Genomic DNA, 14,669 nt, shown 5'->3' on the forward strand with positions numbered 1-14,669 from the left:
AGCAGGCCCGTTTCGCATCTGCTTCCCGATAGGTACTCTTCGGGCTGGCGGGCATCGGGCCTGCCCCACCCCTGAGCAACAGACGGGGCCTCGCAACGGCCTTTGCCACCGGATCCACGCGCATAAAAAAGGCGGCCACGCGGGCCGCCTTTTTCTTTTGGATCTCAGACCGCCGATCAGAGCGAGCGTTCGATCTCTTCGCGCTCGAAGATCTCGATCACATCGCCGGGACGGATATCTTCGTAGCGTTCGAACGCCATACCGCATTCCTGACCGGAAATGACTTCCTTGACCTCGTCCTTGAAGCGCTTGAGCGTCTTCAGCGTGCCTTCGTGGATCACCACGTTGTCGCGCAGCAGACGCACGCCAGCCGAACGGCGGGCAACGCCTTCGGTGACCAAGCAGCCTGCGACCTTGCCGACGCCGGTGACCTTGAAGACTTCCTTGATCTCGGCATAGCCGATGAAGTTCTCGCGGATCTCTGCCGACAGAAGGCCCGATGCGGCCGCTTTGATGTCATCCACCAGATCATAGATGATCGAGTAATAGCGGATCTCGACACCCTTCTGGTTGGCCGAGCTACGCGCCGGAGCATTCGCACGCACGTTGAAACCGATAACCGGAGCCTGGCTTGCTTCGGCCAGACCGATATCGGATTCGGTGATCGCGCCCACACCCGAATGGATGACGCGCACGCGCACCTCGTCGTTGCCGATCTTTTCAAGCGCCTGAACGATGGCCTCGGTCGACCCCTGCACGTCGGCCTTGACCACAACGGCCAGTTCCGAAACGCTTTCATCGGCCTTGGCTTTCGCCATCAGCTGTTCCAGCGTGGTGGCGGCACCGGCTGCGGCACGTTTGTCCTTGGCCGCCGAGATACGGTAATCCGCGATCTCGCGGGCCTGTGCCTCGGTTTCGACCACGTTGAGCACGTCGCCTGCTTCCGGCGTTCCGTTAAGGCCAAGCACCTCGACCGGAACCGAAGGGCCGGCTTCATCAACACGGTCGCCGCGGTCGTTGATCAGCGCGCGGACCTTACCCCATTGCTCGCCCACAACGAAGATATCGCCGCGTTTGAGAGTACCATGCTGCACCAGAACGGTCGCGACCGGACCACGGCCCACATCGAGCTTGGCCTCGATCACCGCACCCTGCGCCTGACGGTTCGGGTTGGCTTGCAGTTCCAGAATTTCGGCCTGAAGCGCGATGGCCTCCAGCAGGGTATCAAGCCCCTTACCGGTCTTGGCCGACACTTCAACCGTCTGCACGTCGCCGCCCATCTCTTCGACAACAACGTTATGCTGCAGAAGCTCGGTGCGCACACGCTGCGCATTGGCCTCGTGCTTGTCGATCTTGTTGATCGCCACGATCATCGGCACATTCGCCGCTTTCGCGTGGTTGATCGCCTCGATGGTCTGCGGCATGACCGAGTCATCCGCCGCCACGACCAGAATGACCACGTCGGTCACATTCGCACCGCGCGCCCGCATCGACGTGAACGCCGCGTGGCCGGGGGTGTCAAGGAAGGTCAGAACCGACCCGCGCTCGGTGGTCACCTGATAGGCACCGATATGCTGCGTGATCCCGCCCGCTTCGCCCGAAACGACATTCGCATTGCGGATCGCATCCAGAAGCGAAGTCTTGCCGTGGTCAACGTGGCCCATGATGGTCACGATCGGCGGACGCGGCTGGAGGTCTTCCGGCTTGTCCTGAACCGTGTCGATCACCTGTTCCACATCCGAATCCGACACGCGGACGGCGCGGTGGCCGAACTCTTCGATCACCAGCTCTGCGGTGTCGGCATCCAGCGGTTGGTTCGCGGTCACCATCATGCCCATTTTCATGAGCGATTTGACAACATCCGCGGTGCGCTCGGCCATACGGTTGGCCAGTTCGCCCACCAGAATGGTTTCCGGCAGCTGGACATCACGCGCCTGTTTCTCGGCGCGCTGCGTGCCCATGCCCTTCTGGCGCTGACGTTCCTGCTTGCGCTTCATCGACGCGAGCGAGCGCTGACGCCCCTCGGTGCCCGAAAGCGCTTCGTTCAGCGACAGCTTGCCTGCACGGCGGCTGTTATCCTTGGCCGCCTTGCCGCGTGCATCCCGCTCGTTGCGATCACGCTCGCGGTCGGTCTTGCGCGGACCCGAGGCCGAAACGCCCTTGGTCTCGGCACGGGCTGCGGCCGCTTCGGCCGCAGCGCGGTCTTGCGGTGCGGCTGGTGCGTCGGCCTTCGGTGCCTTGCGGACCTCTTCTTTTTTCTTGGCGCGCAGTTCGGCCTCGCGTGCTTTACGCTCGTCCTCCTCCGCTTTCAGGCGCAGCGCTTCTTCACGCTCGCGCTCTTCTTTCTCTTTCGCTTCCTGCTCGGCACGGCGACGCTCGCGCTCTTCCTCGCGGGCCTTTTCCTCGGCTTCGCGGGCAGCGGCCTCTTCGGCCTCACGTGCTTTTGCAGCCTGCAGCGCCTTCAGGCGGCGCTCCATCTCGGCATCCGAGATGCCTGCAGGGCGTTTTTTAGGGTCGCCCAGATTCGGGCGCGAGCCGGAGGGCTTGCCACCGGCCGCCGCGGCCGCAGGCTTGTTCACGACCCGTTTCTTGGTCTTGGTTTCCACCACCACGCTCTTGGTGCGCCCGTGGCTGAAGCTTTGCTTCACCGAACCGGGGCGTGCGCCACCAAGACCGAGGGTTTTTTTGCCGTCCGTATCGCTCATGCCGTCTTCGTATCCTTACTGGCAGCCGCTTTGCCGCCGTCCTGCCTGCGCATCCCCGCAAGCCTTGCCGCTTCTGTTATGACACGCGGAGTGAGTCCACCAGAACCAAGCGCGCCGTGTATTGCACGATCGCGCCCAAAAGCCAAACCCAATTCCGCGCTGGTCAGACAGCCGAACCATCGGCCGCCCTCGGGGGTCCAGAGCTTACCCTTCCCGCGCTCCGATCCATCGGAGGCCTGGAAGAGCACTTTTGCCCGACCTTCCGCGAGCCAGCCCTTGACCTTTTCAAAGCCACAAACGGCTTTGCCAGATTTCCTGACCAAGGAGATAAGCTCAACCACGCGATGTGCAAGGGCCTCTTCGACAAGATCTGCCAGATTATCCGGCACCTCCGCCTTGGCCTTTGCCCCGCGGGAGAACAATCCCTTGGTTGCAGCTTTCTCGATCACCTCGCGATCCGAGGTCACCCAGATACCCCGACCTGGCAGCTTTTCTGCCACATCGGGATAGATCAGACCGTCCGGCCCCAGCACGAAACGCACAAGCCCGGCCTTGGGCTGCACGTCTTGCGTGACGATGCAGCGCCGTTCCGGCTCGTCATTTACTTTGTCTCGCCCACCACGGCTCATGATCGGTCTGATCCCCTTCTCTTAGGCCTTGGGCTCTTCGCCCTCGGCCGCATCTTCTTCTGCGGCATCCGCCTGTGCTTCCAGCTCGGTCGGGTCAACCCAGCCCAGCTGCACACGTGCGGTCATCACCATATTCTGCGCATCTTCCAGCGACACATCGAAGGATTCCAGCAGACCGTCATCCTTCTGGCGCTTGCCATCGACGGTGGTCCAGCCACCGGCCAGCTCCCAGTCGGCGCAGGTCGCGAAATCTTCCAGCGTCTTCACGCCGTCTTTCGCCAGTGCCTCGACCATCGGTGCGGTCAGGCCCTCGACCTCGAACAGGCTGTCCTCGGCACCAAGCGCGCGGGCGCTCTCGATGGCCTTGCGATTGAGCTCTTCGATATAGTCACGCGCGCGGGCCTGAAGCTCCTCGGCGGTGCCTTCGTCGATCCCCTCGATCGACAGCAGCTCGTCGCTTTCGACATAAGCCACTTCTTCGAGGTTCGCAAAACCTTCCGCGACCAGAAGCTGGGCGAAGAACTCGTCGATATCAAGTGCATCCACGAACAGCTTGGTGCGCTCTGCGAATTCGGCCTGACGGCGGCTCGATTCCTCGGCCTCGGTCATGATGTCGATATCGAGACCGGTCAGCTGCGAGGCCAGACGCACGTTCTGACCACGGCGACCGATGGCCAGCGACAGCTGTTCGTCGGGCACAACCACTTCGATCTTCTGGGCTTCCTCGTCGAACACCACTTTCGACACTTCTGCCGGTTGCAGCGCATTCACAAGGAAAGTCGCGGTGTCTTCGTTCCACGGAATGATGTCGATCTTCTCGCCCTGCAGCTCGCCCACGACGGCCTGCACACGGCTCCCGCGCATACCGACGCAAGCGCCGACGGGGTCGATCGAGTTATCATAGGAAATCACGGCGATTTTCGCGCGCGATCCCGGATCACGGGCCACGGCCTTGATCTCGATGATGCCGTCATAGATTTCCGGCACTTCCATCTTGAACAGTTCCGCCATGAATTGCGGATCGGTACGCGACAGGAAAATCTGCGGGCCGCGGGTCTCGCGGCGCACGTCTTTCACATAGCAGCGGATACGGTCGCTCGGGCGGTAGGATTCACGGCCGATCTTCTCGTTGCGGCGCAGGATGCCCTCGCCACGACCGATATCGACGATGATATTGCCATATTCCTCGCGCTTGACCACACCATTGATGATGGTGCCCTTGCGATCCTTGAATTCCTCATACTGGCGGTCACGCTCGGCTTCGCGCACGCGCTGCAGGATGACCTGCTTGGCGGATTGCGCGGCGATACGGCCCAGATCAACAGGGGGAACCTCGTCGATGATCTCGTCCCCGATCTCGGGCTCGGCCTTATATTGCTTGGCCTGCTTGACGGTCAGCTCTGCCTGATAGTTCTCAAGCTCCTCATCCGCCACAACGGTGCGCACACGGGTGAAGGTCGCACGACCGGTCTTGCGGTCGATATGGACGCGAATGTCCATTTCCGAGCCGTAACGGGACTTTGCCGCACGGGCCAGCGAATCTTCCATCGCCTCGATCACCAGATCGGGGTCGATCATCTTTTCGCGGGCCACGGCCTCGGCGGTCTGCAGCAGTTCAAGCTGGTTGGCAGAGGTGATTGCCATCACTCTTTCTCCTCGTCGGAAGCATCCGTATCCGTTTCGATCTCGTCGAATTCGGTCTCATCAATTGCGCCAGAGGCCTTTTTCTGGCGCAGCATCTCGTCAATCAACTCGTCGGTCAGCACAAGTTTCGCATCCGACAGCCAGTCGAATTGCAAACCGATGGTCACCGGCTCGCCCTGCTCTTCGATCTCGAGCAGAACCTCTTCCCCTTCCGTCCCGCGGATGAAGCCCTTGAAGCGGCGACGCCCGTCGATCATCTCCGACGTCTCGACCTTGGCCTCATAGCCTTCCCAAACATCGAAATCCTTCAGACGTGTCAGTGGGCGGTCGATACCGGGGGAAGACACTTCGAGGTGGTAATTATCCTCGATCGGGTCCTCCACATCCAGCACAGCACTGACAGCCGTCGAGATCTTGGCGCAATCATCCACGATGATGCCACCCTCGGGGCGATCTGCCATGATCTGGAGCGTTGCCGTCTTGCCGCCCTGCAGGCGGATACGAATCAACTCGAAACCCAGCCCCTCGATGGTGGGCTGAACAATATCTGCCAGACGCCGGTCGATGGCGGTCTTTGCGATGAGGTCGGTCATGTCCGTCCTTCGTTGAAAGCCTTGACCCGAAAACAGAAAAACGGGCCAAGCGGCCCGTTGCATAGGTTCGGTGGATGCCGAGCCAAGCCCGACACGCCGCTGTTGGGCAAGTCTATAACCCATCGCGGGCTTGTTTGCAAGCGTTTCGCGCAAGCCCCGCACATACGCCTTACAATCGCCACGCTCAGCGCCGCAGCCTGTCCATGATCCCCACAAGGCTTTGAGTAATCCGCGGCTCCGACAACGCATGTCCCGAGGCGGGTACCATCTGCAACTCGGCCAGCGGCCAGTTCTGCGCCAGACGCCATGCCGAATAGGGCGGGCAGATCATATCCATACGGCCCTGCACGATCATCGTCGGGATATGCTCGATCTTGTGACGGTCGCGCAGGATCTGGCCATCTTCCTCAAGGAACGCCTGATTGGAAAAATAATGGTTTTCTAGCCGCGCGAAAGCACGGGCGTAATCGGCAGGGGCCTCGCCCATATGGCCGTCGGTATCCACCGAGGCCAGCGCGTTCTCCCACATCGTCCAGATACGGGCATGGCGGGCCTCGGTCACATAATCGCCACTGAAGAGCCGCTTGTGATAGGCGGCCACCATATCGCCCCGCTCCTCTTCGGGGATCGGCTCGCAGAACCGTTTCCACAGATCGGGGAAGAACTGCCCCGCTCCCCCGCCATAGAACCAGTCGATCTCGCGCGCCATCGCCAGAAACACTCCGCGCAGCACGAGTGCGCGCACATGGTCGGGATGCGTCTCGGCATAGATCAGCGCCAGAGTCGCCCCCCAGCTACCGCCGAAAACGATCCAGCGTTCAATGCCCAGAACCTGCCGAATCGCCTCGATATCGGCGACCAGATGCCATGTCGTGTTATTCTCGACCGACGCCTGCGGCTTGGACAGCCCGCAGCCGCGTTGGTCAAACAAAACGATCCGGTAATGCGCGGGGTCAAAGAACCGCCGCATCGCAGGGCTGCATCCGCCCCCTGGCCCGCCGTGAAACACCACCACGGGCACCCCATGCGGATTGCCCGATTGCTCGATATACAGCTGATGACCATCGCCGACGTCCAGCATACGCCGGTCGAAAGGCTCGATCGGCGGGTAAAGATAAGACGTCGGTTGGCGTTTTTGACCTGCAGTTCTATCCATGATCAGACTATATAGCGCAAAACGGTGCTCCACCACGGGGCAGAGGCAGATATTTCGAGGTAAGCCATGTCAGACGTGAAATCGACCATCAACCCTGACGAAGTTGCCAAATTCGAGGCTATGGCCGCCGAATGGTGGGATCCAAACGGCAAATTCCGCCCGCTGCACCAGATGAACCCCTGCCGGTTGGACTATCTGAGCACGCAGATCGCCACGCAATTCGGCCGCAACCTGCGCGATGCACGCCCTTTTGAAGGGCTGCGTATCCTCGATATCGGCTGCGGCGGCGGGCTGCTGTCGGAACCGATGGCACGGCTGGGTGCCACGGTGGTGGGGGTGGATGCCGCCGAGGGCAACCTGCCCGTGGCGCGTCTGCATGCAGAACAGTCGGGGCTGGAGATCGACTATCGCCACGGCACCGCCGAGGCGCTGGCCGCCGATGGCGAAGCGTTCGACGTGGTTCTGGCGATGGAGATCGTCGAACATGTGGCCGTGCCGCAGGAGTTCATCGACACCTGTGCGGCGCTGGTAAAATCGGGCGGGATGATGTTTGTCTCGACCCTCAACCGCAATGCCAAAAGCTATATGTTCGCCATTGTCGGCGCCGAGCGGATCCTGAAATGGCTGCCCAATGGCACGCATGACTGGGCCAAGTTCATCACGCCCGACGAGCTGGAGGATATGGTCCTGAACGCCCAGCTGGATATGGTCGACCGCAAGGGCATGGTGCTGAACCCGATCACATGGCGCTGGTCCACCTCGGCACGGGATCTGTCGGTGAATTACGTCACCACCAGCCTGAAAGCCTGATCACACCAAGCTCAGGGCCGTGACGATCTCCATTTTGCCGAAGCCGCTGAAATGGGTGTTGGTCACGGCGCTATAGGCCCCCATGCCGTGGAAGACGATAAAGTCTTCCTCGGCCAGATCGTCGGGCAGTGCCAGCTTGCCCGGCAGGCGGTCCACAGGGTCGCAGGTCGGACCAAAAATCATCCGCGGCAAAGGTGCGCCCTCACGCTTGCGGCCCTCGGGATCATAGACGGCCAGACGCTCGATATTGCCCACCAGAGGCAATTCGGCAAGGCCACCGTAAATCCCGTCATTCAGGAACACATCGCCGCCATCGCGCAGGGCTTTCACGCGGGTGATATGGGTGAAAGCATCGCCCACCAGCCCCCTGCCCGGCTCGCAGACCAGCGCGGGGCGGCTCTCGCCGAAAGCCTCGCCCGTCGCCTGCCCGATCGTGGTGAAGATCGCCTCGAGATTGGGGGCCGGGCCGGCCTTGCGGTGGTTCGGGAAGCCGCCCCCCACATTCAGCCGGTAGAGCCGCACGCCCGCCTGCCCCGCGATAGCGGCCGCCGCGCGGATGAAGCGGTCCCAGACCATTGGGTCGGTCACCTGCGAGCCGGGCTGGAAGGTCAGCGAGGGCCTGAACCCCGCCGCCTCCACCTCGCGCAGCAGATCAACCGCCAGTTCCTGCGTCGCGCCAAACTTGGCTGTCGGGTTGTAATTGCCAGCCTCATCGGCCAGTTTGAACCGCACCGAGATCTCGCAATTCTCATAGGGCACCAGCGCGACCAGCTTGGTCAATTCGCTCCGGCTATCGACCGACCACGCCCTGACGCCCGCCGCAACGGCATGGGCGATCTCGGCGCGGCCCCGCACGGGATTGTGGTAATGCAACGCACAGTTGGGCGCGAGACGGCGGATCAGGTCGATCTCGTCGGGCGCGGCCACATCAAATCCACGCAGCCCCGCTGCGGCGAGGTTTTCAATCACCATCTCGGCAGGGTTGGATTTCACGTCATAGGTCACAAGCCCCGGAAAGCCGCGGATGAAACGCACCGCCGTCTGCTGCAACATGGCGGGCGAAAACACCAAGACCGGATGATCGGGCTTGTTCACACGGATGATTTCGGACGGATTGCTCCAGATTGTCTTCGACACGCCCATCGGCTTTCCTCGCACAATGAGTGGCAGCCACCTCTTGCCCTGCGCGCGGCCTTTGGCCCCGCATGGGTTGGGAAAGCGCTTACGCGGTTTATCCAACCAGACGGGCCTCTCGCAAGGCTCCGCCTGCCTCTGTGTCGCGCCATATGGGGCCAAAACCTTGTCATGGAAAGACCAAATCTGTAGCCTATCTTCGTTAAACTGACGGCTTTCACGACAAAATTGGCAGGCATGCGATGGATGAGCTGGATCGTGCCCTTCTGGGGCTTCTTTCGGGGGATGCGCGGCTTTCCCTCTCGACCGTGGCGCGGCGGCTGAAGGTGGCGCGCTCGACCGTGCAGGCGCGGCTCGAGCGGCTGGAATCCGAGAAGGTGATCGTGGGCTACACCGTCAAACTGGGGGAAGCCGCCCGCAGCCAGCGCCTGCGCGCCACCGCCCTGCTGGAGATTGATCTGAAGGTCCAACAGGCCATTCTGGGACGCCTCAAAGCCATCCCCGAGATCGAGCGCATCGTGACCTGTTCGGGCCGGATCGACCTGATGGCACAGATCGCCGCCGATACCACAATGCAGCTTGACCGTGTGCTGGACCTGATCGGCGAGATTCCGGGCGTGCTCAATTCGGAAAGTCTGATCCATCTGACCACAAAGCTGGATCGGGCGGTCTAATTTTCGCGCATCGCGACGGGCGCGCGCCCGCTGACGCCACGTGCAGCGCGCATTTGTCGTGAAACCGCAGGGAAACTGCGCCAGTTTAAGGGCAAGATCACGAAAGGACCCGCCATGACCGGAATTTCTCGCCGTTATTTTCTGGCGGCAAGCGCCGCAACCGGAGCCTATCTGGTCCACCCGTTCAAGGCCGAAGCCGCCGCCGGACAGATCCATCTGCGGCTCATCGAAACGACCGATATCCATGTGGCCATCGACCCCTATGATTATTACGGGGACAAGCCCGATGACACGCAGGGGCTGGCGCGCACGGCGACCCTGATCGAAAGCCTCAGGGACGAGGCCGAGAACACCCTGCTGCTGGATAATGGCGACCTTTTGCAGGGCAATCCGCTGGGGGATTACATCGCGCATCGGAAAGGGGTGGGCGATGACGTGCACCCGATGATCAAGGCGATGAATATTCTGGGCTATGATTGCGCGACCCTGGGCAATCATGAATTCAATTACGGGCTGGAGTTCCTGCAGGCCTCTTTGGCCGATGCCGCCTTTCCCTTCGTATGCGCCAATGTGGTGGTCGGCCCCGAACTGGGGCAGATCCCGACGCAGGACGAGACCCTCTTTCCGCCCTATTACGTCATGGATCGCGGTCTTGTGGACGGGGCGGGCGAGGTGCATGAGGTCAAGATCGGGGTCATCGGTTTTGTGCCGCCCCAGATCCTGCAATGGGACGAGGCCAATCTGAAAGGCCGCGTGTCGGTACGAGACATTGTTGCGGCGGCTCGGGCATGGGTGCCCAAGCTCAGGCAGGACGAAGGCTGCGATCTGGTGATCGCGCTGGCCCATACCGGCATCGAGGGCGGCGGCTATACCGCAGGCATGGAAAACGCCGCGTTGTATGTGGCCGAGATCGAGGGCATTGATGTCGTCCTGACCGGACATCAGCACCGCGTCCTGCCCGGCCCCGATTACGAGGGCATCGAAGGGGTGGACGCCCAGAAAGGCACCTTGGCCGGAAAGCCTGCCGTGATGGCAGGGTTCTGGGGCTCGCATATGGGGCTGATTGATCTGATGCTCGAAAAGCAGGGCGACAAATGGCAGATCGTGAGCCATACCTCGGAAGCGCGCCCGATCTACAAGCGCGAAGACCGCAAGGCGGTGGCGCTTGTCGGGAGCCTGCCGATCATCCTTGATGCGGTCGAGGCTGATCACGAGGCAACGCTGGCCTATATCCGCGCGCCCGTGGGGAAGACCTCGGCACCGCTTTACAGCTATTTCGCGCAGGTGGCCGATGATCCTTCGGTGCAGATCGTGTCACAGGCGCAAAGCTGGTATGCCGCTGATATGCTGAAGGAAACCGCCTATAAGGATCTGCCGATCCTCTCGGCGGCCGCGCCTTTCAAATGCGGCGGGCGCGGCGGGCCGGACTACTATACCAATGTCCCCGAAGGCCCCGTGGCCATCAAGAATGTGGCGGACCTCTATCTTTATCCCAATACCTTCCGCGCGCTGAAGGTCACGGGGGCCACTGTGGCCGACTGGCTGGAGCGTTCGGCTGGGGCCTTCAACCAGATCACGGCGGGCGCTCAGGACGCAGCGCTGCTGAACCCCGATTTCCCCAGCTATAATTTCGACGTGATGGATGGGGTGAGCTATAGGATCGACCTCTCGAAGCCCTCGAAATTCGACAGCGATGGCAAGCAGATCAGCGAGGGTGGGCGCATCAAAGACCTTATGTTCAACGGCAAACCCATCGACCCTGACCAGGAGTTTATCGTGGCCTCGAACAACTATCGTGCAGGCGGCGGCGGAAATTTTCCGGGCATCGAGCCCTCGAAAATCATCTTCGAGGGGCCGGATACCAACCGCGACATCCTTCTGCGCTTTATCCAGAAGGAAGGCACGATTAACCCCTCGGCCGATAGCAACTGGGGCTTTGCGCCGATGGCTGACACCACAGTCACCTTTGCCTCCGGTCCGGCAGGGCGCGCGTTTATGGAGGCGGTAAAAGGCGTGCAGATCGCGGATGCGGGCGAGGCCGAGGGGGGATTTGCGCTTTATCGCATCACGCTCTGACACATTTGCCCTGCGTCAAAGGCTTTTCCTCGCGCCTGCCCCACGTTAAAGAGGGCCAAGCCTTAAAAGGATCAGACCCATGCCGATGGAAAAGAATTTCAACGCCGCCGAAGCAGAACCCCGCATCTCCGCCAAATGGGAAGAGGCAGGCGCCTTCAAAGCAGGCGCCAATGCCTCGCGCCCCGAAACCTTCACCATCATGATCCCGCCGCCGAATGTCACCGGCGCGCTGCATGTGGGCCATGCGTTCAACAATACCATTCAGGATATTCTGGTGCGCTGGCACCGGATGCGCGGCTTTGACACGCTCTGGCAGCCGGGTCAGGACCATGCGGGCATCGCCACCCAGCTGATGGTGGAGAAAGAACTGGCCAAGACCGGCCAACCGGGCCGCCGCGAGCTGGGCCGCGAGAAATTCCTCGAGAAGGTCTGGGACTGGAAGGGCAAATATGGCTCGACCATCGTGGGCCAGCTTCAGCGCCTTGGCTCGTCCTGCGACTGGTCGCGCAATGCTTTCACCATGGCAGGCGCACCGGGGGACCCGCGCACCGGCCATGAAAACAGCCCCAATTTCCACGATGCCGTGATCAAGGTCTTCGTGGATATGTATAACAAGGGCATGATCTATCGCGGCAAGCGTCTGGTCAACTGGGACCCCCATTTCGAAACCGCGATCTCGGACCTCGAGGTCGAGAATATCGAAGTCGCGGGCCATATGTGGCACTTCAAGTATAAGCTGGCAGGCGGCGAGACCTATACCTATCGCGAGAAGGACGAAGACGGGAACGTCACCTTCGAGGAGGTCCGCGACTACATCTCCATCGCGACCACCCGCCCCGAGACCATGCTGGGCGATGGCGCCGTGGCCGTGAACCCGAAGGACGAGCGCTATGCGCCCATCGTCGGCAAGATGGTGCATCTGCCGCTCTGTGACCGTCTGATCCCGATCGTGGCCGATGAATATCCCGATATGGACTTCGGCTCGGGGGCGGTGAAGATCACTGGTGCGCATGATTTCAACGATTATCAGGTCGCCAAACGCTGTAACCTGCCGATGTATCGCCTGATGGATATGCAGGGCGCGATGCGCGCCGATGGCCTGTCCTATGACGACTGCGTAGCCCGCGCCCGCGAGATCGCGGCCGGTGCCGAAGCAGGCGAAATGGAGATCGACAGCCTCAACCTCGTGCCCGAGAAATATCGCGGCATGGACCGGTTCGAGGCCCGCAAGGCGGTGATCGAGGATATCAATGCCGCAGGTCTGGCGGTGACGGTTGAAAAGACCCTCACCGATGACGAGGGCAACGAGGCCGCGATCTGGGTTCCTTACGTCGAGGACAAGCCGATCATGCAGCCCTTCGGTGACCGCTCGAAGGTGGTGATCGAGCCGATGCTGACCGATCAGTGGTTCGTCGATGCCGAGAAGATCGTGGGCAAGGCGCTCGATGCCGTGCGCGATGGCCGCACCAAGATCATGCCCGAGTCGGGCGAAAAGACCTATTTCCACTGGCTGGAAAACATCGAGCCCTGGTGTATCTCGCGCCAGCTTTGGTGGGGCCACCAGATCCCCGTGTGGTACGGGCTTGACCTCTCGGCGCCGGAATTCCGTGATGACGAAGGCAATGGCGATCTGGACGAGGTCGAACTGGGCCGCCTGCTGAATGAAGGTGGCATGCTGCATCGTGGTGACATCCACCATTGCGCCGCCGATTTCGATGCGGTGACGGAACTCTTCCGCGATGCCAATGCAGATCTGCCCGTGCCTCTGTCGGCGGCGCGTGTCGTTGAAGTCGCCGACCGTAAGGCGGCGATGGAGACGCTGGCGGTATCCTTGGCCGAATATAACGTCTCTCAGGACCCGACCCATCTAGTCTACCCGGTCTGGCGCGATGGCGATGTGCTGGATACATGGTTCTCGTCCGGTCTCTGGCCGATCGGCACGCTGGGCTGGCCGAATTGGGACGAGAGCACCTCGAAATACTTCCCGACCGATGTTCTGGTCACCGGTTTTGACATCCTGTTCTTCTGGGTCGCGCGCATGATGATGATGCAGTTGGCCGTGGTTGATCAGGTGCCCTTCCACACCGTCTACCTGCACCAGCTTGTCCGCGACGAGAAGGGCAAGAAGATGTCGAAGACCACGGGCAATGTCATCGACCCGCTGGAAATCATTGACGAATTCGGCGCCGATGCGCTGCGCTTTACCAATGCGTCCATGGCGGCGCTTGGTGGCGTGCTGAAGCTCTCGAAAGACCGTATCGCAGGCTATCGGAACTTCGGCACCAAGATCTGGAACGCCACCCGCTTTGCCGAGATGAATGGCGTCTTCGAGGGTGCGCCGGTGGCGATGCCCGCGCCGACCCATACGGTGAACCGCTGGATCGTGGGCGAGGTCGCCAAGGTCCGCGAAGAGGTCGATGCCGCCTTTGACACCTATCGTTTCAACGATGCCGCCAATGCGCTTTACGGCTTTGTCTGGGGCAAGGTCTGCGACTGGTATGTCGAATTCGCCAAGCCCCTGTTTGACGGCGAACATGCGCAGGAAACCCGCGAGACCATGCGCTGGGTTCTGGATCAGGCCTATGTCATGCTGCACCCGATCATGCCCTTCATCACCGAAGAGCTTTGGGATCTGACGGGTGACCGCGCAAAACTTCTGGCCCATGCCGATTGGCCGACCTACACGGCGGCAGATCTGGTCGATCCGGCAGCCGATGCCGAGATGAACTGGGTGATCGCGCTGATCGAGGAAATCCGCTCGTCGCGGGCACAGATGGGCGTGCCGGTCGGGCTGAAACTACCGATGATTCTGGCCGAGGCCGACGCCCCTGCCCGTGCGGCGCTGGCCAATAACGAGGCGCTGATCCTCAAGCTGGCGCGTATCGACAACATCACCGAGGGGCCGATCGGCAAGGGCGCGATCTCGATCCCTGCGCATGGCGCGCTCTTTGGTCTGCCGCTGGAAGGGGTGATCGACGTCAAGGCCGAGAAAGCCCGTCTGGAGAAAGCCTTGGCCAAGATCCAGAAAGAGATCGGCGGGATGGAGGGTCGCCTGAAGAACCCGAAATTCCTCGAGAAAGCCGATGCCGAGGTGATCGAGGAAACCCGCGGCAATCTGGCGCTCCGTCAGGAAGAGGCGGATAAGATTGCCGCAGCCGTCAAACGCTTGGCTGAACTGGGGTAAAACAAAGGGCCGGATCTTCCGGCCCTTCCCTTTGAGAACACCAAAAAAGCGGCCCCGAGAGGCC

At 61.4% G+C, this 14,669-nt stretch carries 10 protein-coding genes; 4 read left to right on the forward strand and 6 right to left on the reverse strand.

Going from position 1 to position 14,669, the window contains the following annotated elements; translation table 11 throughout:
* Positions 1 to 176: 176 nt before the first annotated feature.
* From infB to pip, 5 genes are all read right to left on the reverse strand, one after another.
* Complete coding sequence (gene infB / locus WDB86_RS08985; protein ID WP_339108808.1) at positions 177 to 2,705, reverse strand: translation initiation factor IF-2; 2,529 nt, start codon at positions 2,703 to 2,705, stop codon at positions 177 to 179.
* Positions 2,702 to 3,334 carry an RNA-binding protein gene (locus WDB86_RS08990; RefSeq protein ID WP_339108807.1) on the reverse strand — a complete coding sequence of 211 codons (633 nt, stop codon included), beginning with the start codon at positions 3,332 to 3,334 and terminating at the stop codon, positions 2,702 to 2,704. The genes infB and WDB86_RS08990 overlap by 4 nt, the downstream gene beginning before the upstream one ends.
* A gap of 21 nt (positions 3,335 to 3,355) precedes the next feature.
* Positions 3,356 to 4,978 (reverse strand): transcription termination factor NusA, encoded by a 1,623-nt coding sequence (nusA, locus tag WDB86_RS08995; protein ID WP_339108806.1) that lies wholly within the window; start codon positions 4,976 to 4,978, stop codon positions 3,356 to 3,358.
* Positions 4,978 to 5,571, reverse strand: coding sequence for a ribosome maturation factor RimP (gene rimP / locus WDB86_RS09000; protein WP_339108805.1), 594 nt, complete (start codon positions 5,569 to 5,571; stop codon positions 4,978 to 4,980). The genes nusA and rimP overlap by 1 nt, the downstream gene beginning before the upstream one ends.
* A 184-nt stretch (positions 5,572 to 5,755) precedes the next feature.
* Positions 5,756 to 6,727 carry a prolyl aminopeptidase gene (gene pip / locus WDB86_RS09005; protein WP_406720163.1) on the reverse strand — a complete coding sequence of 324 codons (972 nt, stop codon included), beginning with the start codon at positions 6,725 to 6,727 and terminating at the stop codon, positions 5,756 to 5,758.
* 66 nt (positions 6,728 to 6,793) lie between these two features.
* Between pip and ubiG the strand changes: the two genes are divergently transcribed.
* Positions 6,794 to 7,537, forward strand: a complete 744-nt coding sequence (gene ubiG / locus WDB86_RS09010; RefSeq protein ID WP_406735726.1) for a bifunctional 2-polyprenyl-6-hydroxyphenol methylase/3-demethylubiquinol 3-O-methyltransferase UbiG — start codon at positions 6,794 to 6,796, stop codon at positions 7,535 to 7,537.
* On the opposite strand, the gene WDB86_RS09015 is transcribed toward ubiG, so the two are convergent.
* Positions 7,538 to 8,680, reverse strand: coding sequence for a type III PLP-dependent enzyme (locus WDB86_RS09015; RefSeq protein ID WP_339108802.1), 1,143 nt, complete (start codon positions 8,678 to 8,680; stop codon positions 7,538 to 7,540).
* A 233-nt stretch (positions 8,681 to 8,913) separates the two neighbouring features.
* Between WDB86_RS09015 and WDB86_RS09020 the strand changes: the two genes are divergently transcribed.
* The 3 genes from WDB86_RS09020 to WDB86_RS09030 all read left to right on the forward strand — a co-directional run bounded on the left by WDB86_RS09020 (position 8,914) and on the right by WDB86_RS09030 (position 14,605).
* On the forward strand, positions 8,914 to 9,345 hold the full coding sequence (locus WDB86_RS09020) for an Lrp/AsnC family transcriptional regulator (RefSeq protein WP_339108801.1): 432 nt from the start codon (positions 8,914 to 8,916) through the stop codon (positions 9,343 to 9,345).
* A 114-nt stretch (positions 9,346 to 9,459) separates the two neighbouring features.
* Positions 9,460 to 11,421: a bifunctional 2',3'-cyclic-nucleotide 2'-phosphodiesterase/3'-nucleotidase gene (locus WDB86_RS09025; protein ID WP_406735727.1), complete on the forward strand. Its 1,962-nt coding sequence runs from the start codon at positions 9,460 to 9,462 to the stop codon at positions 11,419 to 11,421.
* Positions 11,422 to 11,500: 79 nt separating this feature from the next.
* Complete coding sequence (locus WDB86_RS09030) at positions 11,501 to 14,605, forward strand: valine--tRNA ligase (RefSeq protein ID WP_406735728.1); 3,105 nt, start codon at positions 11,501 to 11,503, stop codon at positions 14,603 to 14,605.
* Positions 14,606 to 14,669 lie beyond the last annotated feature (64 nt).

Source organism: Thioclava sp. GXIMD4215, from assembly GCF_045291555.1.
Classification (GTDB): domain Bacteria; phylum Pseudomonadota; class Alphaproteobacteria; order Rhodobacterales; family Rhodobacteraceae; genus Thioclava; species Thioclava litoralis.

What these genes read in the sequence shown, in the direction of transcription:
- rimP (WP_339108805.1), bottom strand. Translation starts at nt 5,571, where the DNA reads ATGACCGACCTCATCGCAAAGACCGCCATCGACCGGCGTCTGGCAGAT.
- ubiG (WP_406735726.1), top strand. Translation starts at nt 6,794, where the DNA reads ATGTCAGACGTGAAATCGACCATCAACCCTGACGAAGTTGCCAAATTC.
- infB (WP_339108808.1), bottom strand. Translation starts at nt 2,705, where the DNA reads ATGAGCGATACGGACGGCAAAAAAACCCTCGGTCTTGGTGGCGCACGC.
- WDB86_RS09020 (WP_339108801.1), top strand. Translation starts at nt 8,914, where the DNA reads ATGGATGAGCTGGATCGTGCCCTTCTGGGGCTTCTTTCGGGGGATGCG.
- WDB86_RS09030 (WP_406735728.1), top strand. Translation starts at nt 11,501, where the DNA reads ATGCCGATGGAAAAGAATTTCAACGCCGCCGAAGCAGAACCCCGCATC.
- WDB86_RS08990 (WP_339108807.1), bottom strand. Translation starts at nt 3,334, where the DNA reads ATGAGCCGTGGTGGGCGAGACAAAGTAAATGACGAGCCGGAACGGCGC.
- pip (WP_406720163.1), bottom strand. Translation starts at nt 6,727, where the DNA reads ATGGATAGAACTGCAGGTCAAAAACGCCAACCGACGTCTTATCTTTAC.
- WDB86_RS09015 (WP_339108802.1), bottom strand. Translation starts at nt 8,680, where the DNA reads ATGGGCGTGTCGAAGACAATCTGGAGCAATCCGTCCGAAATCATCCGT.
- nusA (WP_339108806.1), bottom strand. Translation starts at nt 4,978, where the DNA reads ATGGCAATCACCTCTGCCAACCAGCTTGAACTGCTGCAGACCGCCGAG.
- WDB86_RS09025 (WP_406735727.1), top strand. Translation starts at nt 9,460, where the DNA reads ATGACCGGAATTTCTCGCCGTTATTTTCTGGCGGCAAGCGCCGCAACC.